The sequence below is a fragment of the Paenibacillus sp. D9 genome, from assembly GCF_001188365.1.
GTDB lineage: Bacteria > Bacillota > Bacilli > Paenibacillales > Paenibacillaceae > Paenibacillus_O > Paenibacillus_O humicus.
The window spans coordinates 4,870,129-4,891,405 of record NZ_JZEJ01000001.1 but is presented as its reverse complement, the minus strand read 5'-3'; the positions used below and the strand labels follow the sequence as shown (position 1 = coordinate 4,891,405).

Below are 21,277 nucleotides of genomic sequence, written 5' to 3'. Positions count from 1 at the left end.
ATACATCGCCTTGCCCGTCGAATAAGCGGTCATGCCTGCAGCGATGCCGATGCACGAGCCTGCGACGGAAGCGCCGGCCCAGGCCAGCGCTTCGGCTCCTCCAGCGCGGCGCTTCATCAGGGCCGCGCCTGCGGCCGCAAAAAGGACTGCGGCGGCTAGCGGCACGGCCAGGCCGTAGCCGGCAGCCTGCACGGCTGCCGCTCCCATAGCCGCCCCTGCCGTCAAAGCGAGTCCGGAAACGGCAAGCCGGCGGAACTGCGCCCCTTCGGCCGAAGAAGCCAAAATTCCGTACAAGGACACAAATACGATAAGAGCCAAGCTTCCCCACTCCAGCAGCATGATGCCACCTCCTGTTCAATTCCTCTATAGCTTGGCGGCAAAGCCCGCGTCCGGGTACACATAGGGAACCGCGGAGGGCTTCGCCTCCTTCGCTTCCGTCACGACGATCTGGATGACCTGCTGGTCCTGGTATTCCGTGCGGGCTACCGTGCCGGTCACGCTGACCCAGCTGTTGTCCTTGAATTGGGACGCGGAGTCGTTGACGGCGATAATGCCGTAAGGCATCATATCCGCCGCGCAGTGGATCATCGCCATCCTCCCGACGATGAACTGGGAATCCGTCAATCCCTCCTGACGGTATACGAAGCCGGTCATGGTGATTGTTTTCCCCTCGAAGCGGTCCGGGAACATATTGAGCGCATTGAGCGACTCGATGAACCAGGTGTCGCCCATCGCGATTTCCGGCTTGGCGTACAGCCATTCCGCCAGCTTGGCGTAATCCTTGTTGTAGAGATCGGTATGGAAGCCGTCCGTCCCAGCCTCGATTTGCCCAGGCCCCTGAACGGCTCTGCCGCCCGATGCCGGAGCATGGGCCAGATTGATGCCTTTGGAATCGGCCAGCGATCCGGCAAGGGATGTATTCGGAAGCGCAAAGCCGAGCAGCAGCGGCAGCAGGAACAGGCTGTACAGCATCGCCTGCCGCACGCTTCCCGCAGGCGCGCCATGGCTGTGCCCTGCATGGTCATGGCTGTGGCCATGGCTGTGGCTGTGATGGCTGTGTTCATGACTGTGTTCATGCGGATCAGAATGCAATCCGCAAGCGCAGGCAAGATGCCGCGACCTTCCCGGAGCCGCGCACAGGTACAGCTGCAGCAGCCCTCCCGCCGCAAGCCCGTAAGCCGACAGCCTTGCGTAGATTCTCAGGGACGGGGATACGTATAACAGCATCTCGCCCGTCCAGTCCAGCCGCAGCAGGAACGCGCCGAATCCGAGCAGGATCAGGCCCTTTATCCACTGGTCAGCCTTCATTCCATCCCATTTAAACCTCATGGCAGCGTTCCTCCTTAGTGTAGCAGCGTCATATCCAGAACGATTGCGGCAGCGAAGACAAGAACGGCGGCGAACGCGCACAGTCCGAGCACGAAGCGGGTTCTGAAGACGGCAAGCATCATAAGCATGACCTTAAGGTTCATCATCGGGCCGAACACCATGAACGCGATCAGCGATCCGCCGGTGAAGGAGGCCGAGAACGACTGGGCGATAAAGGCATCCGACGTGGAGCAAAGAGAAAGCAGGAACCCGAGCGCCATCATGGATATGCTGCCGGCCGCGCTCCCTCCGCCCAGCGAGGCCAGGTCGGATTGTGCCACGAACGTCATGAGCAGAGCGACGAGAAACGAACCGAACACCACGTATCTGCCCATATCGAAAAACTCGCTGACGGCATGTCCTGCCGCTTCAAAGCCTCTGTTGCGGCTCTGAACCGGCGCCAGCACCCGGAAGGGCGACGGCGGAGCGGCAGCTTCGGGTTGACTTGCGGCATGGAGGCCGGCCGCCTTTGGTTGAATTGCGGAATGAAGTCTGGCCGCCTTCGGCAAGCTCGACGGCGGCGGGCTCGCGGCTTGGGACAAGCTTGCCGCGGGCTGCCGGGAAGCGCGCCCGCGGTTTTTGTCCGGAGGCTTGACGCCTGCCGCTGTTCCCGTCACGGAGGACGACGGTGCGTCCTCGCCGCGAAGAGCCTGCCCGATGACGAAGCGATGGACCGCAAGCCCTGCCGCGATGGCAACCGTGAAAGCGAGGCCCATGCGGATCCAGGCGATTTCCGGATGGCTTCGGAAGGCGGCGAGCGTCGACCAGAGGACGATCGGATTGAGAATCGGCCCGGCCAATATGAATGCGGTCGCGGCATGAAGCGGCATGCCTTTGCGGATCAGCCTGCGGATAGCGGGCACCATCCCGCATTCGCAGATCGGCACGATGATGCCGAGCAGGCTTGCCGCAAGCACGGCGAGCAGCGGGTTTTTCGGGATCGCCCTCCGGATGATCCGGTCGGGAACGAACACCTGCAGCAGGGCAGAGACGACGACGCCGATCAGGATGAAGGGAAGCGCCTCGATGAGAAGGCTGAGGAACATCGTCTTGAACAGCTGGAGCTTGCCGTCCGTCCCGCTGCCGCCCTCCTCTCCGGCAAAAAGGTAAAGCAGCGTTACAGCCCCGAGCAGAAACAGCGCCAGTAGCGATGCATTGGACTTGGGCTTGGCAGCTTCATTGGCTGCGGCAGAAGGCTGCATGGCGTTTCCTCCTTAGGGGCTTATAGGGACAATACGCGCTCGGCAAGCCAGATGCCTCCGAACAGCAAAGCAGCGGCAGAACCCGCCAGCATGACCTTGCGGTCATGCCTGGAGCGGCGAAGCAGCAGCAGGAGCGGCAGCAGAACGGCGACGATCGCCAGCTGCACGGCCTCGATGCCGAGATTGAAGCTGATGAGGTTGACCGCGAGCTGGTTGGACGGAATATTCATTTCCTTGAGAATATCGGCAAAGCCCATCCCGTGCACAAGCCCGAAGAAGAACGTCAAGACCCATCTGCGGCTGACTTTTTTGCGGATTATATTTTCGACCGCTACGTAGCAGATGCTGAGAGCGATCAGCGGTTCCACGATCCACACGGGCACGTCGATCCAGCCGAGCACCGTCAGCGTCAGCGTCAGGCTGTGGGCCACGGTGAAAGCGGTGATCGTAGCCGCGTACTGCTTGAACGACTGCCTGGCGATGAGCAGCGAGAACAGGAACAGCAGATGGTCGTAGCCGCCAAGGATATGATGGACGCCAAGGCTGAAGAAGGATTTCCAGCCGGAGAAAGGCGAGGCTCCGCCGTCAGAGGCCTTGTCCGCTGTTCCTTGGGGCTCCGTACCGGCTTGGCCGCTGTCCGTCTGCGGAACCGATCCGTCGTCTGCGGGCGGATGGTCGGGAAGAGAGGCATAATCCGCTTCCGTCAGAAGGAGCGTCCACAGGCGGTCGCCCCCAGACAGCGCGGAGGTGCTCGTCTGCTTGCCGTACTTGATCGTAACCAGGTTCACGTAGTTGGACTTGGTGTCGTTCAGATACAGCTGATCGTCGAGCGAAGCCGGCTGTCCCGAGACCGGAGCCGGGTAGGAGGCGCGGTAGACCGCTTGGGTTCCGCTTCCCTTCCTGTCCAGGGTTAAGACGGCGGGAGCTGCCGGCTTTTGAGCTTCTCCGGCTATTTTCAATGTGATTTTGCTCTCAAGCACTTCCCCGAGCCGAGACTTGACGCTCTCGAATTCGGCCTCGTCCAGCATGCCGTTCTTGTCCTCGTCCCCTCCCGCCAATTCCATGACGGACAGCTCGTCGATGGCGTAGGTGAGAGCAGTCTCCGACTTGCTCAGCTCCAGGGTCGTGTAGCTGGCGCTGTACGCATGGGCGGATACGCCGCCGACCGATGCCAGGCTGACCAGCAGCAAGGCGATAAGGACAAATGGAAGGCGGCGGCGCCTAATGGCTCTTTTCAATGTGGATTCAACTCCCGGAGTCATGGTGTGAATGAAAGAAATGCGATGCTCTTCAGGGAAGAGCATCGCAGATCAAAGGCAGCTGCTACTTCAGCATCAGGTTGTAAAGAAGCTGCGCGGCTTCCGCACGCGTCGAGATTCCCTTCGGCACGAATTGTCCCGAGGATCTTCCCTGGATCAGGCCGAGCGATGCGGCCTGCTTCACCGGGATGACCGCCCATGGAGCCACCTTAGCCAGGTCGGTGAATTCCGCGCCAGCTTGCGGGGACGGAGCCGCAGCCGCTCCATGAAGGATCTCATACGCTTTGATCAGCATCGAGACCATCTCCTCCCGGGTAATCAGGCCGTTCGGATCGAAGACAGCCGCGCTGCGTCCCGAAATGATGCCTGCGGCATAGGCTTTTCCAACCGCATCGGCATACCAGGCGGAGGACGAAACATCCTTGAACGCCGTCTCCTTCGTTGCTTCGAGCTTAAGGGCGTTCACGAGCAGCGAAGCGAACTCCGCACGCGTGATGGAACGTTTCGGCTCGAAGGCCGAGCTGCTCGTTCCTTTGACGATTCCCTTGGCCGCAAGCTCGGCAATCAGGTCATGCGCCCAATAGGACGGCGCCACGTCGGCGAACGACTTCTTCACTTCAAGCACCGCATATTTGCTGAAATGCTTGATTTGAGCGGTGATTTCCCCGTTCTCCGTCTTGCCGCCGATGTACTCCAGCCTGCCGTCGTCCGCTACATAGTAGATGCCGTACAGCTTGCTTCCATCGGTGGCGGGAAGCTTGAAGCGCAGCGTGACCGGCACGTTGAAGCTCGACAATACGGCCGCTTCGCCGTTCGCTGTCCAAGCCGAGAGCGTGAATTCATACATATCGCTGAGTGCCTTGACGTCGGCAGCGGAGTTAACCCCGGCTTTTGCCGCAAGGGCTGCCGCTTCCGAGCCGCTCAGCTTGTTCATTTTCAAGGAAAGGTAGGCCGTCTGGCTGTCCGATGCCTTGATCTTGCTCTCCAGCTGCTTGAGCAGCTCGGCCGGAATCACGAGCTCGAATGCATGTCCGGCTCCTTCAATCGTAAGGCCCTCTGCCTTCAGCTTGGAGGATGAATCCGCCGGAAGCCTGATTTCGGTTGTGTCCGAAGCGACCTGTACGGCAGCCGTGCCGGATGCCAGCTGTTCCGGCTTGACAACGATGATTCCGCTAGGGCTGGCGGTAGGCGCAGGCGTCGCTGTTGGTGCCGTTGTCGGCGTCGCTGTTGGTTTTGGCGTCGGCGTCGCTGACGGTGTTGGCGTCTCTTCCGGCGCCGGCGTTGGTTTTGCCGTCGGTGTCGGCGTCTGCGTTGCCGGCGGCTCCGTCGTCGGCGGCTCCGTCGTTGGCGGCTCCGTCGTTGGCGGCTCCGTCGTCGGCGGCTCTGTCGTTGGCGGCTCCGTCGTCGGCGGCTCTGTCGTCGGCGGCTCTGTCGTTGGCGGCTCCGTCGTCGGCGGCTCCGTCGTCGGCGGCTCCGTCGTGGCCGCATTGACCTTGATCATAGCCGTGGCCTTAAACCCGCCATCGTAAGTCGTAGCCGTAACTGTCGCTTCACCGGCTTTGCGGGCTTGAACGACGCCGTCGTTCACTTCTGCAACCAGATTGTTGCTTGATGTCCATGATACTCCCTGATTCGATGCATCGGCAGGAGCAATGATGGCATGAAGGGTGGCTGTCTCCCCTTCCGTCAGCTCAAGGACGCTCGGCTCCAGCGTTATGCTTGTGACCGGCTGAACGATTTCGACCTCTGTCACGGCGGACAATCCTGAGTCGACCGAGAGCGCGCTGATTGCAACCTTGCCCGCTTTGAGTCCAGTGACGACTCCGTAAGTCACCGTTGCGATCGTTTCATCCGCCGATGACCATTGCAGCTCTTTGTTGGTCGCTTGGACAGGAACGAAGTTCACGGCGAGCTTGCCTGTTTCTCCCGCCCTGATCTTCAAGCCCGGATTTGCGAAATGAATTTCGACTAGCGGTACCGATTCTGCCTTCTTCAATTCCTTGGTATCGCGCACCCGGATCCGGTCGCCCTCGGCATATCGGCCGGACAAGCCCGCAGCTTCAAGGATATCGCCCGGAGCGAGATCCGGAACCGGACCGCTTTGGGTCGCGATGTATCCGTCTACGAAGACGAGCACCGGACCGCTGCCGTCGTCGATGATGAAGGAATTCGCATCCGGCTTGGACAGCACCTTGCCGGTCACCTTCACAAGCTGGCCCTGGTAGCTGTCCGACACGGACTCCGCCGTTCCGACAGCCTTGGGTTCAAGCGGCACGCCGCTTGAAACCTTGACGACGCTCTGCGCGAATGTGCCGAACTCAAGCTCGGTGTTGTTCTCGAAAATTTTGACATGCCCGTATACCCGGACCTTGTCTCCGACGGCCAGCGATCCCGCCGGAACGTCGTTGAAGGCCATAATGCCGCCGGTAGCGTCCTGGACATAGAAGGCATCGAAGAATACTCCCGCTGCAGTCGTAACGGTGCCCTCGACCATAATCGGCGTCTCCTCCGGCAGCGTCCTTGCCGCGCCGATCGGAATCGCCTTCGTCTCGAGACCGGCAAGCCAATTCATGACGGAGACGGAGAGCGGCGCATTGCCTTTCGCATTGTACGTCTCATCCATCTGCTTATCGTTGAATACGTTCATGCCCGATACGACGACCCGGCCTTTGCCGAGCTGTTCGGAGGCGATGAGCGGGATGCTGGAGCCCCCGGTCACATCCGCCAATGCCGGGCCGTTTTTGCCGTTGGACGTCCTTTGGTTGTAGATGACCGTGTCGCTCTTGATGCTGCTCGTATCCTGGAAGGTCGTCTCGTTGCCGCGGACGAGGACCGTGACGCCGTTTCCGTCCGTCAGAGCCTCTTTGCCGGCCTTGGCCAAGCTCGAGCCGCTATAGTAATCCAGCGTCGAGATGAAATCCGTCAGGTAATTGCTTACCGGCGCAGGATGAGCGCGCACGGAGAAGTTGGACGTGAGCGGATTGCTCCAGAAGTTGCCCTCCGGCGTCTCGTCGAAGACGCCGTCGTTGTTCACCCTGACGGCGGAGCTGATTCCCGCCAGGACATCGTTGAGATTCTGGTTCGAGCCGCCGTAGTTGCTCTTCTCCGACAGCCAGACCGATCCCCCGCCGCTTACATAGCGGTTGATGGCGGCAATCTCCGAGCTGCTGTAAGCGGATGCCGGGTGGGAAATATACAGAACGGCCGCATCCTTGAGCACCTCATCGGTGATCGCGGCTGCATTTTCCGCTACCGTATAGCCCTGCTGCCTCATCTTCACGGAGAACAGCTTCATGTTGTCCTTGTACGTGCCGGCGTCCTTCGTCGTGTTCTCGTTGTTCTTGGACGCGTCGATCAGAATCGTCTTGCCGAGCGGGGCCTTGATGGAGAAAATCTGCTCGTACTTGTTCTCTCCCAGATCCCTATCCGTCGACGAGAGGACGACGATGATCTTGTGCTCTCCGGCGACCGGATTGCTCCAGACGACGCTGGCCGTCGTTGAAGCATTGGCCGCAAGCGAGTCGATGCCGGCCTCGCCGATCAGATGGGCGGCATCCGCCTGGTCATAGTAGAACTTCGCCGTGATGTTCTTCACGTCGACCGTGCCCAGGTTGCTGATTCCCGCCTGCAGGTTCGCCGCGTAGCCTCCGATGATGGCGCCGTCGGTCGTCGAGACGCTGTTGACCTTGACGGCTACAGGCTCAACCGGTGTCCAGATCGGGGAGGAATAGATGCGGTCCCCGTCCTTCTGCGTCACGCGAACGACGAACCACTGCTGGCCGCCGACGACATTGATCGTTTTCGGCTTCCAATTGTAGTCGGTCGTGTCGGAAGTCGGCGTATAGGTTTCAAGAACCCGGCCGCCGTTCGTGACCAGCTCGATTTTGGCGATATTGTCGTTGGACTGCGATTTCAGGTAGCTGAATTTCGGATCCTCTTTTTTCTCGAGCAGCGGATCGCTAACCTTGATGTCGAAGTTGAGCGTCTTCGTGTCGGTCGTGGAGCCCATATACCAGCCGCTTGCGGATACATCCAGCTTGGCGCTCGGGTCCTCCGTGAAGTAGACGCGCATCTTCTTCATCGCATCGAGCAGCGATTCCTGGCTCAAGTCCTTGGAGACGATGACCGTCCGCTGCTTGGTCTGGCCCCAGGTCGCGTCATGGTTGTCCTCGCCGTACGTCGGCGCGACATGCCATCCGATATCGAGCGCGCTGAAGAACTTGTTCTCCGCGTTCGCATACGAGTAGTTGCCGGATCCGTTGCCCACTTCGAGCATCGTGAACAGCTTGTCTACTTTTTTGTCGTAAGGAATGAAGTTGTTGAAGGCGTTGGAGCCCATCGCAGGATGGTTGAACTGAGCGACGATGTCGTCATAGCTCACGATCCAGGCGTAATAGTTTTGCAGGCTCTGATATTTGCCGCCGCTGACGACACGGTCGATGAAGTTTGTCGTCCCGAAAACGTTGGAGTGGCCCCAGGTGGTAGCGGTCATCTCGAACGCAGGGAATACGACGAACTGGCCGTCCTTGGTGTACTGGGTAGCCAAATCCTTGGTCAGCTGCCAGTCCGAGCCGCCGGTGCGCTCCGGCATGCCGTTGTGGTCGACCGTATCCTTGCCTACCTGCGAGGCGTCGATATCATGGGAATGGTCGGAGAAGGCGAAGAAATCATAGCCGTACTTCTCGGCGGCTTTGAGTGCGTCTTCCGGTGTTCCGGCCGCGTCATGCGAAATATTGGTATGGTTGTGCGTCGTTCCGTAGTAGTGGTTGCCGCCCGTAAAGCGCTCCGCAACCCGGAACGACCAGCTGGCATCCGAAGGATTGCCCAGCTTGTCCTTGGCGGTTACTCGCACTTCATGGACGCCTTGAGCGAGATCGTCGTCGGGAGTCAGCGCGAGCTTGATCGATCCCTCGGTGAGGGCTGCCTTGGCCGTAAGGTCTTTGCCGTCGATGGCGATCGTCAGGGAGGACAAGTCCACGCCGTTCGGATCCTCCAGCTCAACGGACACGATCGGATGCATCGTCTCGACTTCCTCGTTTTCGCCCGGAACCGGATTGAAGAACGCAGGACCGTCCGTATCCGTACCGACTTCGACCGTGTAAGGCTTGTCTGCGCTTCCTGCGGAAGTCGTATCTCCTCCTCCAGCCGCTTCCATATAGTATTGGAAGCTGTTCGGAGGAACGTTTTCCTTGGCGATCCGGCCGTTGTAGTTGAGTCCGTCAGCCGAGTTCAGTTGGACCGGCGTGAAGGCCTGGCCCTCCGCCGCGCGATAGAATACCGTCACCGACTCTGCGTATTTGGCGGAAGCCTTGAACGTGACGTCGACTCCGGTGTAAGCCTTCAGCAAAGGCGTGTGCTGAAGCTGCAGATCTCCGCGGACGTCTGCCGCGCTGCGGGGCATGAGGTAGTAGCCGCTCGTATAAGGAGAGCCTGCCTTGCTCTGGCCCACGATGCCGGTGAAGGAGTAGGTTTCGCCCAGCTCCACCGTCGTACCGGTCATGTCGATGCCGGATTGGGCCAGGATGCGGACGATCGACGCATTGCCTTCGCCGTCGACGACCGTGACGTTGTAGTCCGGACCCGTTGCCGGGATGTTCGATACTTTGGCTTTGATGCGGACGAGCTTGCCCTCGAGCGGCTCAGCTGCTGCGAAGGAACCGAGGTCCGACGAACGGACCAGCTCGGCGCCTGGAAGCGTGCCGCTTCCTTGATCCGTCATCGACACGGGCACGAATGCGGAAGTGCCCGCCGCGAAGACCAGATAACCGCTGAGCTTCACCTTTTGTCCCGGCACGATCGGGAATGCCGGCGTATCCTTGCCGATGACATTGATGCCGCCGGTGGCATCCTGAATGTAGAAGCTTGTATTTTCCGATCCCAGCGCCTTGTTGGCCGTCGTCACCGTTCCTTGGATCGTCGTGCGGTAGCCGATATGAAGCGGGAGCCCCTTGGCATCGACCGTGCGCGCTGTGCCGATCGGGAGAACGGCAGCGCTTTGATCCGCCGAATCCAGGCGTGTGTAGGCGCTTGAGCTCCCCGCGCCGGCAAATGCCACGTATACCGTGGAAGCCGGGCTCGGCAAGCTCACCGTAAACGAACCGTCAGCCGCGCTTGTAGCTTGTCCCGCTGCAGCCAGGTCGCTGCCGTTCAGCGCATAGACGCTGACAGCCGCCGCTGCCGGCACCGAGCCGGCCGTTCCTTGGACCGACGAGGCGGAAAGGGTCAGCTTGGAGGCATCCGGCGCAGCCATCCATTTCGAGTTGCGGACGGAAATCTCTTCCGGAGCTGCCGTGCTGTTCGGAACGTTCATGACAAAATCGTTGGCATTGTTCCGGGTCCAGTATCCGTTGCCGAGGCCGATCGCGGATCGAGGGTCGGAGCCCGCGTCCGTCTTGCGGAGGACCGTGCCGCTTCCTACGTTGGAAGTAAAGAACGGCGATCCCCAGTTCGGGGTCTTGATGTTGAAGCTCGTCGTGGTGCCGTTGCCGTAAGCGAGCAGATCGACCAGATCGTTGTCCGTATCGCCCGAGACGGCTGTCGTCTTCTGAGCCAGGGCAAGAATGCCGCCCGTGGAGCCGCTCGGATTGAGCGACGACGTCTGATCGGCATCGACCGGCAATGCCGCTCCGGCCGTTCCTGTATTGCCGGCTACGAGATAGTAGCCGTGCGCTTTGATGATTCCCGTCAGCTTCGTAATCGTGCCGAATGCCGTCGAGGAGGACCCTCCGTACATCAAAGCCCATTGGTTGTTGAAGTTGATGTCCTTGTCGGTCGTATTGTACAGCTCGAAAAATTTCGTCTTGTAGAAGGCGCCGCTGTTGCCGCCGTTCAGGTAAGCCTGGCTGATGACGACGTCGCCCGGCTTGTAGCCGAGAGCGCCTCCGGAGCCTTGAATCACGGCTGTGGCAGCGTCGCTCTTCAGCTTGCCCTGCTCCTTGGCCGCGACGAGCACCTTCGTCTTGGAGGATGGATTGGACAGAGTCATGGCGAAGGAGCCGTCCTGGCCTGCCGTTGCCGTACCCGCCTGCGTGCCGTCCTCGAACGCCGCTGTTACGGCGGAGCCGCCCGCCACCGAGCCTGCGGCTCCCGTGAGCGTCGTCGGATTGGCGAAGATGAGCTTGGCGGCATCAGGCGTCGCCGACTTGGCGACCGATACCGCCGTCTTGGCGCTTTCCTGCTTGCCGCTTTCCTGGGCGGTCACCCATACTTTGCTCTTGCCGTCCGCCGTATCGACCGCCGTGCCGAAGGAGCCGTCCCCGGCAGCCTGCAGCTTGATCTGAGGAGTCGATGCCGCCTCATTGTAGTATACATACACATACGAAGTTACAGGTACCGAACCGGGAGCGCCGGTCAGAATGCCTGCATCCGTCAGGCTGATTCCAGAGGCGGAAGGCGCCGCCGTGACCGGAACGCCTGGATTTCCGCCGGAGCCGATCGGCGTGCCGGTGACGCTGACGGCCGCGATCTGGCTTGTTCCCGCCGCCCCTATCGTTGCCCCTCCAACGGAAGCATTCGTCGCCAGTGTCCAGCGAAGATACAACTGGCTCTGATTGTCCGCGCTTGAAGGCAGGGGTACTCCATTCAGAACGCCCTGGGTCCAGTTGTTCGCGACAACTACATCTCCTTGCGCCACGTCGTTCCATGCGGTTTTGTCCAAGCTGTACTGGAGCTTGAAGTCGCGTGGGCCGGTACCTGAGCCGCGCTGAAGAGAGGATACCGAAATGTTGGAGTAGCCTGTCGTTTGCAGGGCAGCCTCCCAATATGCTCCGGGGCCGCTCCACGCATTAGCCGAAACCACTCCGCTGATGCCTGTCGGACCTCCGCTAAAGCCCGTAATTGTCGCGCCGGATAATTGAAGAGCGCTAGTATTCTGAGGCAGGCCGCTTGTAACGGGGATTACGGCGCTGCTGCCAGCCCCGCTTCCTGTTCCCGCCCAATAAGCCAGCGTAACGGCGTCCGCCGCGGCGGCCCGCCCGATCCATCCCGTCGGGACGGCCAGGGAAATGACCATCAGGACAGCAAGCGATTTCGCAATCCATCTACGAAGCTCTCTTGATATTCGCATTCAACTTTCCTCCATTTCGTTATTCAAGCCAGAGATCCCACTATGTACATGAAAGAAAATTCGTCCCCACGCTCCTCCTTATTTCCGAACATTGAACATTTGTAAAATATGGAATGGACGTTTTTTCACCGATAAATCCACTATAAAAGACCTATGTTTCTTTGTAAATAAGTTCTTTAGAACGAAAATATTTATATTGTGTAAAGAAATTTGTCGAACCTAGATTAACAAATGGGAGCGTATGTCAAGGAAAGGATTCTAAATTTTCTGATTTTGACGAAAATAGAACGCAGGATGCTTCATCGCGTCTGCGCAGCTGCGGAAAAATAAATCCATCGTTCGGGCCGCTCCAGCACCTTCATTGCTGAATGACAAGCATTTTGTCTCCAAAAACCGCATGAATGCCTAAAAAAAGCCGGCTCCAGAGAGCCGGCCGGTTCAAATTCATGTTCATTTAAACGATGGCTATTTTGCTGACGCCAATGCGGCGCCCTTTTTCGAGGCCGTCCAATAGATCAGATAGACAATGAGGAAAAGGCCCATGACTCCAGCCGAACAACGATACATCGCCGCATAGCCGAGTGAAGATGCAGCCGCTCCAAGCACCATCGATCCGCATGCGACGCCGAAATCGGTGGAATTATAAAACAGGCTGTTCGCCGAGGCATGCCGCTCGCGGGGAGTCGAGCGCAGCATCCATGCTTGCGCCGATGGCTGAATGGAACCGAAACCGAGTCCGTACAGCAAAGCCGATACGATCAGCAGCCCCATATGCTGCGAGTAGGACAGGAGAGTCAAGCTGGCCATAAGGACGACGGCGCCGGGAATCAGAACGACGGCCGGCCCGTGCCGGTCGAACATCCGCCCCGAGATCGGCCGCACAAGCAGCACGGTCACCGCATTGAAAAGGAAGAACAAGCCAACGTTCGCCAGATGGCGCTCCTCGCCGAAGAGAACGATGTAGCTGAGCACGGATCCGTACGTGACGGCCATGAGCGCATTGAGCGCGGCCGGCATCCAGATGCTTCCGGAGCGCCGCCTGGCGGCCATAGGATCTGGAGCTGCGGAGAGCGCAGCCTTGGCCTTGGACGGCAAGGGCGGAATCGCCCGGAGAGCCAGCAGCAGCGGAATGATAAGCAGCGCGGCAGCGCCCCCGGTCAACGAAAGCGCTCCGAATCCGAAAGATCCCATGACGGACAGCCCGATCATCGGGCCGAGCGACATGGCGATGCTGGTGGACAGGCCGAAATAACCGACGCCCTCGCCAAGCCGGGACGGGGGAATGATCTGCGTCACGATCGTCGGCAGCACCGTGCTCGCCATGCCGAATCCGATTCCGAACAATACACGCAGCAGCAGCAGCATTCCGATGCTGGCAGCTTCGCCGTAGAGAGCGGTCGATGCTGCGGCCAGACCGAGGCCGAAGAATAGAATCGCGTTCCGGCCTACGTGCCGCAGCAGCCATGCCGTACCGAAGCGGGAGGCGATCGCCGCCAGGGCGAACAGGCTCGTCACCAGGCTGATGATGAAGGAGCCTGGATCGAACCGGTCTTTCACATAGGACGGCAAAGGCGAAAGCAGCATTTGAAGGCTGAGGAACAGCAGGAAAGCTCCAAGCGTAAGAACAATAAAAGAGCGGGTCCATAATCGGCCCGCGTTGCCGGCATCTTTCGTCATGAGGTTACCTCCAGTTGTGAATTCGCGTTGCGGATAAGCTGACGGATCAAGCGGCGCAGCATCTCCTGCTCCTCGGCTCGCATCCCTGCCGTAATCCCGGCAACCGCTTCAGCCTCTACGGCAGCCGTCTCGCCGATGAGACGGCGGCCTGCATCGCTCGCATGGATTCTCAAGGAACGGCGATCCCTGTCGTCCGGACGTCTCTCGATAAGGCCCTTGGCTTCGAGATTGTCCAGAATCCGCGTCGTCGTCGGCTTATCCTTGGCGGACCAATCGGCCAGCTCCTTCTGGATCAGCCCTTCCCGCTCGCATACGCGGAACAGCATCGACCACTGCTCGCTCGTAATCTCCCAAGGCTTCAGCCGCTGCTGCAGGAGCAGGCTGATTCTGCGATAAGCGACCCCCATCAGAAAGCCGACGGACTGATCCAATTGTCCTGCTTCTTCCTTATCGTTGAATACCGGGTCCGACATATTAAGCCTCCGCTTCGCAAAAGTAGTTGTTATGACAACTATATGCCCGTTATTCGGATCTGTCAATCTGTAGTCTTTCATTCTGAATGCCGATTATTCATGGTAATATGAAGGAATCCGGCTTACAGCTAGCCATTACGGGAGATGCTTCCTTGTCCAGAACAAAGGTGAAAATCAGTTGGGGACCCGTCCTGCTAGCCGCCATCGCCGCTTGCGTCATCGGATATTCCCTGCTCAAAAACTACGTCTTCGATCCCCGCGCCGGCTTCTTCCTTGGCGTCAAAACCGGCCTGAATCAAGTCGTGCCTGTACCCTCGTGGCTGGGAGCCATGCGCGTGCATGTCGCCTTCGCCTGTCTGGCGGCAGCCTCTGGAGCTCTCAACTTCTCTTCCAGGCTGCGCCGGCGCAGCTTCAAGCTGCATCGAGCCAACGGATATGCCTACTTGATTTCGATTTTAGCCGTATCTCTGACTTCCGGCTATCTTGCGCCTTACGCGACCGGCGGGAAATGGGTGAGCATTCCGTTCAACCTGCTCAACATCGCTTGGCCCGCGCTGGCCGTCATCTCCATTCGCCACGCCCGTCAAGGCAGGTATATGGCGCATCGGGAGTGGATGCTGCGCAGCTATGTTTTCTGCTTCACCAATTCCTGCATCCATTTTTTCGCCTTCGTTCTTTATCGCGGAGCAGGCCTTCCCTACGAGGCCAGCTACATCGCCGGCGTGTATGCTTCCATCGCCTTTCTTGCAGCGGCTGCGGAGCTTTTCATCCGGCTCCGGCGTTCCTCCGTCAACGGCGGCGCCTTGCCCGGGGCCTAGCGAAACGAAAGAAGCCGGAACGCCCCTGGGCGCTCCGGCTTCTTATTCATTTTGATCGCGGACTGTGGATAGTGCGTATTTGAGAACTTCCCTCAGTCATCCAAGGATCCGCGCGTCCATTCATGCTGTTGATCATGCATTCGAAGCCCATGCCGCCGCCTGGACGATCAGCCTGCGGTATTCCGGATGCCGGAACGACTGCCGATGATGTCCGGGCATCAAATAGACGACCTTGCCAAGGCCGAATTCATGCGCCCACGCGGCTGGCCAGCTGCCGCCCTCATGGCTGTATTCCAATAGAATTTGGGCCGGACCTATCGGATCCATCGTGAAGCGGTAAGGCTCCTCGTCCATCGCAAATGCCCGGATTCCCTCCATGACGGGATGAGCCTCCGCATCCTGCTTCACCGAAAACGCCAGCGGACCGTAATCGGGGTGGCCGGTGAAATGGCCGCCGATCAGCTGGGCCAGCTCGGGGTCCGCCTGCAGCGAAATGCCGTTATGGACGACAAGCAGTCCCCCGCCCCCGCTGACGTAACTCAGCAGCGCCGCCACTTGCCCGCGGGACTTCTTCACCCGCCAGAGATCGGAATAGGAGATCAGCAGATCATAGCCTGCCAGCCCCTCCGTCGACAGGCAGCCGTAATCCTCCGTCGCCTCCACTTGCATATCGGTCAACATTCCGCGCAGCTCCTGCTCAGCCGGCTCCAGCGGATGATAGGCCGCGTGGGCCTGGTCGCCGAGAAGCAGCGCCTTTGCCGTTCTGGTCATGTGGTCGCCTCCCTTGCTTTTTTCCGAACATGCCCGGTTCCATCAAGTCCAGCTCATCTCGCGCCCGGCGTAATCCCGGAAATCGGGGTGCTTGCGCTCTTCCCGATCTTCCAGGTAGCGCTGGATCGTGCCTGCGATCTGCTCCGCCGCTTCCGCCGTCGTGAGATCGCCTTCCGTGCCGAGGACTCCGCCCATATAACTCTTCATCCATCCCGGGTGAAGCACAAGCACCTTGCCGCCATGTCCCTTGAGCTCGTTATGGACGATGTTGGACTGGATGTTGAGAGCGGCCTTGGACATGCAGTAGCCGTACCAGCCTTCGCGCCAGGCTTGATTGATCTGGCCGGCCTCCGAGGAGATGTTCACCACAAGCTTGTCCGCTCCCTTCAGCAGCAGACCGCTCAGCGCCTGGACGATCCGCAGCGGACCGACCGCGTTGACAGCGTACATCCTGTTGAGATGCTCGTAGCTGATGTCGCCGAAAATGGATCCTTCCTTGTCGCCGCTGATGCCGGCATTGTTGACGATCAAGTCGAGGCTGTCCGTCTTCCCGGACACGGCCGCTGCGGCCTTCTCTACGCTGGCGGGATCCGAGACGTCCAATTCCAGGACATGAAGACGGTCCCTCCTTCCTTCGGGAACGCCGTCCAGCGCCTCCCAATCCGGCATATACCTGCCGGCGAACACCGTGTAACCCCTTTCAAGCAGCTCCAGCGTCAAATCGAAGCCAAGCCCTCTGTCGGCTCCCGTTACAAAGGCATGTTTCATTTCCACATTCCTCCTTGTCCCTTCATCTTACCTGCGTCGGGCGGGCGGCGCCATCCATAATATTACTCTGCGCATCAGGATGCCGCTCTCCAATCGGCTATCTCCTGTGCTTTCCGACGTTTTCAGCCCAATTTAGACGACTTTTTCGGCTATCTCCAGCTCTCGTCTCTTTTCCTTCTGTCCACGGGTCCGTTCCGTCCGCCTTAACGGGCGCCTCGCCGCAGCGGCAGCCAATCCAGCACATCCCGGATCGCGGCGTCCCAGTAGCTCCATTCATGGCCGGCATCCGCCGTCTCCACGCAGGTCAAGTCGATGCGGCCCTCGAACTGGCGGCGGAAATCGCGGTTCAGCCCGATATTGAAGTCGTTTGTCCCGCAGCCTTGGTAAAACCTCGGCAATCGAGTCCCCGCAGCCAGATGCTGCTCCAGCACATGAGCCAAGTCGTCCGGACTGCCGTCATACTCCTCCGCCGAGCCGAAGGTCAGCATCGCCATCCGCAGCACAGCGGCGTTGCCGATCGGCGACTCTCCCGTCAGCCGTGTCCGCTGGCTGAGGCTGCCGGACAGGCTCGCCACGGCAGCGAACCGCTCCGGACAACGGATGCCGAGCTTGAAGGCGCCATATCCGCCCATCGACAAGCCGGCAGCGAACCTATCCTCCCTCCGGTCCGACAGGCGGAAGAGGCTGCCCGCCACCGCCGGCAGCTCCTCGGACAGAAAAGTGAAGTAAGGCAGCCCCATTTTCTGGTCGGAGTAGAAGCTCAAATGAACCGAAGGCATGATGACGGCAATGCCCTTCTCCTGCGCATAGCGCTCGATCGAGGTGAACCGCTGCCAGTTCGTATGGTTGTCCGTCGCTCCGTGCAGCAGATAGAGCACCGGATACGGAGGGCCCTGCTCCAGCCCGCCCCTCGTCCCGATCGACGTTGCCTGCTGCGGAAAGACAGCGGTGAATGAGCTGGATAAGCTCAGCGTTTCCGAGAAAAATTCGACTTGGGCCAGCGGCATGCGCTTCGCCTCCTTCGCTTAATCGGATCTGTGCGCGGCTGCATCTCCTCCGAACGAAAATCAGCCCCCGGCCAAAAGCTCCAGGGGCGGTTCCGTTCTCGTCAGCCTTTGATGGAGCCGATCAAGGCCCCTTTCACGAAATGCTTTTGCAGGAAAGGATAAACAGCCAGAATCGGAGCGCTGGATACGAGGATGGAAGCCATTTTCACCGTGAACGGATTGACCTGCTGCTGGACGGCGACCGAAATTCCGGCCTGGGAGATCGCCTGCGACGTGTTGCTGATGAGATCCTTGAGCACCATCTGCAGCTGCCACATGTCCTTCTCCGTCGCATACAGCACGGAGGAGAAGAAGTCGTTCCAGTACCCGACTGCGATGAACAGGCCGACCGTCGCCAGCACCGGCTTGGAGAGCGGCAGGACGATCCGGAAGAACACCGTCAGGTCGTTCGCCCCGTCGATCTTGGCCGCCTCCTCCAGCTCGTCGGGAATGCCCCGGAAGAAGCTGATCATGACGAAAATGTTCCAGGCGCCGATCGCGCCGGGCAGGATGAACGCCCCGTACGAATCGATCAGGCCGAGCATTTTGACGAGCAGGTAAGAGGGCACCAGTCCGCCGCTGAACAGCATCGTGAACAGGATGAGCAGGGAGAAGAACTTGCCGCCGCGCAGCCGCTTCTTGGAGACGGCGTAAGCCATCCCTGCGGAGAAGAATGTGCCGATAAGCGTGCCGGCGGCCGTCGTGATGATCGTCACCTTGAAGCCCGACAGGATCGAGACGTTCTGGAAGACCGCCTGATACGCGGTCGACGAGAAGCCGGCAGGCAGCAGAAACAGGCCGCCGCTCGCCGTCAGATCCGGATCGCTGACCGAAGCCATGACCATGTACCAGAACGGATAGATCATCAGCGCCATCAGCAGAATGAAAAAGGCGATGTTGGCGGCATTGAAGGCGCGCTCGCCTCCCGATATCGGCGTCATGGCCGATTCCTCCTTACCATAGGCCTTCCTGGCCGCTTTTTTTGACGATCGCGTTCACGCTCAGAATCAATGCCATCGCGACCGCCGACTTGAACAGTCCCGCCGCCGTCGCGTAGCTGTAGTTCGCTTCCTGGATGCCGACCCGGTACACGTACGTATCGATAATGTCCGCGACGTCGTAGACGAGCGGGCTGTACAGGAGGAAAATCTGCTGGAAGCCGGCCTCCAGAATGTTGGCGAGGCTCAGAATGAGCAGGATGAGGATGACAGGACGGATCGCCGGCAGCGTGACATGCCATGTCTGCTTGAGCTTGCTGGCGCCGTCGATGCGGGCCGCCTCGTACAGATCCGCGTTGACGCCGGCGATTGCGGCCAGGTAGATGATCGTGCCCCAGCCGACCTCCTTGTAGACGTCGCTGATGACGAGCACCGAGCGGAAATACCGGACGTCGCCGAGGAAGTCGACCGGCATGCCGCCGAAGCGCTGGATGATCATGTTGAGCAGGCCGTCCACCGGATTGAGGAACGTAATGAGAATGCCGGAGAAAATGACCCACGAGATGAAGTGGGGCAAATAAACGACCGACTGGGCGAAGCGCTTGAACAGCTTGCTGCGCAGCTCGTTCAGCAGCAGCGCAAGAATGATCGGCAGCGTGAAGGACGCAGCCAGCTTGTAGAGGCTGATGATGATCGTGTTGCCCAGAATCTCCCCGAAGTCCGGGGAGTGGAACAGGCGGGTGAACTGGTCGAAGCCGACCCATTCGCTGCCGGAGATGCCTTTGTAGATGTTGTACTCCTGAAACGCGATGACGACGCCGTACATCGGCATGTACTTGAACACCAGCACCAGCAGCAGGCCCGGCAGCAGCAGCAGGTACAGATACCGGTCCCGCGCGATATCCTTCAGCAGCGTGCCGCGTGCCGCCCGCTTCCGCTCGCCGGCCAAGACGGCCGGTTTCGTAACAGCCATGAGCCGCTCCTCCTCCCGTGCGGGTTATTTATAAGGCGTGATGTTCTCTTCATACCATTTGTCGTACTCGACGCGCTCGGCCTGCTCCTTGTCGAACATTCCCGCCGCCTCTTCGTCGACCTTCTTGCCGCCGAGCTTCTCGTACTGGGCCGGCCACTTGTCGAAGGCGTCCAGCGGCGTCTTGCCGGTGATGATGCCCCAGAACAGCTCGTCGCGCACCTTCTTGATGTCGGCGGAGTAGCGGTCCCACTCCGGACGCTCGATGGCCTTGAAGACGACGATCTTGTCGCGCATCGGCTGGGAGGTCGCGATCTTGTCCTCGAACATCCTGGTCACCTCCGGCGTGTTCTTGATGTTCGCCGCGTCCTTGCGCTGGACATACCAGCCGAAGTTGCCGAGTCCCAGCCTGCTTCCTTCCTCCGGCTGGATCGTCGGCGTGAAGATGCCGTTCTCCATCTTGTAATGCTCGCCTTCGTTGCCGAAGGTGATCTTCTTGAACACCTCCGGAGTCGCCATCGTGTTCAGCACCTGGACGGCGCTGTCGGCGTCCGTCGCGTCCGTCACGACCAGGTAGCACCAGCCGATGCCGGGATCCGGCAGGTCGGAGCTGAAGCCGTCCGGCCCTTTCATCGGAGGGACGGAGATGTATTCGCCCGTCGGATTGAGCTTCTTGAAGCTCATGTTGACGGAGTTGCCCGGGTTGAAATAATCGACCCAGCGGTAGAACGAGCCGACCTTGCCGGAGGCGTAGATGTCGTTGACCTTGTTGTCGTCGTTGTTGGCGCTCGTCGTCATGCGCGGATCCATGACGCCTTCCTTGTACAGCTTGTTCAGCAGCCCAAGCACATCCTTGACCTTCGGATCCAGCGCCCCGAACTTGATGGAGCCGTCCGGCTGCTTGACGAAGTTCTCGACATCGAGACCGTTCGCGTAGAAGAACGGGGCCAGGGAACGGTAATAGTTGTCGCCGGAAATGCCGTAGGTGTCCTTCTTGCCGTTGCCGTCCGGATCTCCGTTCGCGAATGCCCGGATCACCTCGACGTATTCGTCCAGCGTCGCCGGCACCTGCAGCCCGAGCTTGTCGAGCCAGTCCTTGCGCAGAATCGTCGTCATGTAGCTCGCCTCCGGCACGTCGCCGGGAATGCGGAAGATCTTGCCGCTCTTGTCCCAGTGGTAGAACAGCGTGTCCTTGCGGTAGTAATCGAGAATTTGCTTGCCGTATTTCTGCAGGGAAGGAGTCACGTCCTGTGCGATGCCCGCATCGACCCATTTCGCATATTCCTTCGTGTCGCCCGTCCACAGGATGCCGGGACGCGTGTCCTTGGCGCTCATGAGCAGATTGATCTTGGTGTTCAGCTCCGACCAGTCGGGCAGGAAGATCGGCTGTACATCGACCGGACGCCCCATGCTTTTCGCGAGCTCTTCCTCCAGAGCCTTCTCCGCCCAGGAATCCGGGGTTTTAGGACCGGCCATGAGCGCCATCTTGATTTTATACGGCTCCTTGGAGGCTTCCTTCGCTCCGCCGCCCGAATTCGAAGCTTCGGTGTTGGCCGCTCCGCCGTTGCCGGCCGCGGAATCGCCGTTTCCGTTCCCGCCGGAGCAGGCCGCCGTAAGCACGGCCATCGCCAGAGATACCGAGAGAAGCATTGTCGTCCTTTTCATGCTTGTTTCCCCCATTTAGATGTGATGGTCTTTCCCTGCCATCAGGCAAGACTCTCCAAGCCGCTCTCCGGCGTCCCGGAAGAATAACCCGCGGCTGGATATGAACACGCTTACAAATTACAGCTTGATTATAATCCCGCTTCATTCTTCTTGTAAACAACAAAATTAAATTTTATATAAAATGTTTCATTTTGTTTATACGACCGATTTTCCTACTTTAACACTAGAATCATCTTCCCGGAGGGATGATGGAGAGG

The 21,277-nt window shown here is 59.6% G+C and carries 14 protein-coding genes; 1 reads left to right on the top strand and 13 read right to left on the bottom strand.

Translation table 11 applies throughout. The features are described 5' to 3' along the window. From VE23_RS27140 to VE23_RS21850, 7 genes are all read right to left on the bottom strand, one after another. On the bottom strand, positions 1–339 hold a 339-nt coding region (locus VE23_RS27140), incomplete at its 3' end, for a hypothetical protein (RefSeq protein ID WP_198156201.1). A gap of 24 nt (positions 340–363) precedes the next feature. Then, the gene (locus tag VE23_RS21875) at positions 364–1,329 is read right to left on the bottom strand and encodes a TIGR03943 family putative permease subunit (protein ID WP_048749639.1); all 966 of its coding nucleotides are present in this window, start codon (positions 1,327–1,329) and stop codon (positions 364–366) included. 14 nt (positions 1,330–1,343) lie between these two features. Next, the gene (locus tag VE23_RS21870) at positions 1,344–2,570 is read right to left on the bottom strand and encodes a permease (protein WP_021881822.1); all 1,227 of its coding nucleotides are present in this window, start codon (positions 2,568–2,570) and stop codon (positions 1,344–1,346) included. Between the two features lie 20 nt (positions 2,571–2,590). Beyond that, positions 2,591–3,808: a HupE/UreJ family protein gene (locus VE23_RS21865; protein ID WP_048749640.1), complete on the bottom strand. Its 1,218-nt coding sequence runs from the start codon at positions 3,806–3,808 to the stop codon at positions 2,591–2,593. 85 nt (positions 3,809–3,893) lie between these two features. Next, positions 3,894–11,894, bottom strand: coding sequence for an S-layer homology domain-containing protein (locus VE23_RS21860; protein ID WP_049869107.1), 8,001 nt, complete (start codon positions 11,892–11,894; stop codon positions 3,894–3,896). A gap of 465 nt (positions 11,895–12,359) precedes the next feature. Further along, on the bottom strand, positions 12,360–13,571 hold the full coding sequence (locus VE23_RS21855; protein ID WP_021880590.1) for an MFS transporter: 1,212 nt from the start codon (positions 13,569–13,571) through the stop codon (positions 12,360–12,362). Then, entirely contained in the window at positions 13,568–14,044 is a 477-nt protein-coding gene (locus tag VE23_RS21850; RefSeq protein WP_048749129.1) for a MarR family winged helix-turn-helix transcriptional regulator, read from the bottom strand. Before VE23_RS21850 ends, VE23_RS21855 begins: the two co-directional genes overlap by 4 nt. Positions 14,045–14,196: 152 nt before the next feature. On the opposite strand from VE23_RS21850, the gene VE23_RS21845 reads away from it, so the two are divergent. Continuing rightward, a complete protein-coding gene (locus VE23_RS21845) occupies positions 14,197–14,862 on the top strand; it encodes a DUF2306 domain-containing protein (RefSeq protein WP_048749127.1) in 666 nt (221 codons plus the stop codon). Positions 14,863–14,994: 132 nt separating this feature from the next. On the opposite strand, the gene VE23_RS21840 is transcribed toward VE23_RS21845, so the two are convergent. The 6 genes from VE23_RS21840 to VE23_RS21815 form a co-directional block, all read right to left on the bottom strand. After that, the gene (locus VE23_RS21840) at positions 14,995–15,633 is read right to left on the bottom strand and encodes a ThuA domain-containing protein (RefSeq protein WP_021880593.1); all 639 of its coding nucleotides are present in this window, start codon (positions 15,631–15,633) and stop codon (positions 14,995–14,997) included. Positions 15,634–15,675: 42 nt separating this feature from the next. Beyond that, complete coding sequence (locus tag VE23_RS21835) at positions 15,676–16,401, bottom strand: SDR family oxidoreductase (protein ID WP_049869106.1); 726 nt, start codon at positions 16,399–16,401, stop codon at positions 15,676–15,678. A gap of 203 nt (positions 16,402–16,604) precedes the next feature. Continuing rightward, positions 16,605–17,408, bottom strand: a complete 804-nt coding sequence (locus tag VE23_RS21830) for an alpha/beta hydrolase (protein WP_021880595.1) — start codon at positions 17,406–17,408, stop codon at positions 16,605–16,607. A gap of 101 nt (positions 17,409–17,509) precedes the next feature. After that, complete coding sequence (locus VE23_RS21825) at positions 17,510–18,388, bottom strand: carbohydrate ABC transporter permease (RefSeq protein WP_048749124.1); 879 nt, start codon at positions 18,386–18,388, stop codon at positions 17,510–17,512. A gap of 13 nt (positions 18,389–18,401) precedes the next feature. Continuing rightward, the gene (locus tag VE23_RS21820; protein WP_084781621.1) at positions 18,402–19,358 is read right to left on the bottom strand and encodes an ABC transporter permease; all 957 of its coding nucleotides are present in this window, start codon (positions 19,356–19,358) and stop codon (positions 18,402–18,404) included. A gap of 24 nt (positions 19,359–19,382) precedes the next feature. Beyond that, a complete protein-coding gene (locus tag VE23_RS21815; protein WP_049869104.1) occupies positions 19,383–21,020 on the bottom strand; it encodes an extracellular solute-binding protein in 1,638 nt (545 codons plus the stop codon). Between the last annotated feature and the right edge of the window lie 257 nt (positions 21,021–21,277).

Bases quoted from the DNA above. Each gene is read 5' to 3' on its own strand.
- VE23_RS21820 (WP_084781621.1), bottom strand. From the start codon at position 19,358: ATGGCTGTTACGAAACCGGCCGTCTTGGCCGGCGAGCGGAAGCGGGCG.
- VE23_RS21875 (WP_048749639.1), bottom strand. From the start codon at position 1,329: ATGAGGTTTAAATGGGATGGAATGAAGGCTGACCAGTGGATAAAGGGC.
- VE23_RS21830 (WP_021880595.1), bottom strand. From the start codon at position 17,408: ATGCCGCTGGCCCAAGTCGAATTTTTCTCGGAAACGCTGAGCTTATCC.
- VE23_RS21840 (WP_021880593.1), bottom strand. From the start codon at position 15,633: ATGACCAGAACGGCAAAGGCGCTGCTTCTCGGCGACCAGGCCCACGCG.
- VE23_RS21870 (WP_021881822.1), bottom strand. From the start codon at position 2,570: ATGCAGCCTTCTGCCGCAGCCAATGAAGCTGCCAAGCCCAAGTCCAAT.
- VE23_RS21860 (WP_049869107.1), bottom strand. From the start codon at position 11,894: ATGCGAATATCAAGAGAGCTTCGTAGATGGATTGCGAAATCGCTTGCT.
- VE23_RS21825 (WP_048749124.1), bottom strand. From the start codon at position 18,388: ATGACGCCGATATCGGGAGGCGAGCGCGCCTTCAATGCCGCCAACATC.
- VE23_RS21815 (WP_049869104.1), bottom strand. From the start codon at position 21,020: ATGAAAAGGACGACAATGCTTCTCTCGGTATCTCTGGCGATGGCCGTG.
- VE23_RS21835 (WP_049869106.1), bottom strand. From the start codon at position 16,401: ATGAAACATGCCTTTGTAACGGGAGCCGACAGAGGGCTTGGCTTCGAT.
- VE23_RS21850 (WP_048749129.1), bottom strand. From the start codon at position 14,044: ATGTCGGACCCGGTATTCAACGATAAGGAAGAAGCAGGACAATTGGAT.
- VE23_RS21855 (WP_021880590.1), bottom strand. From the start codon at position 13,571: ATGACGAAAGATGCCGGCAACGCGGGCCGATTATGGACCCGCTCTTTT.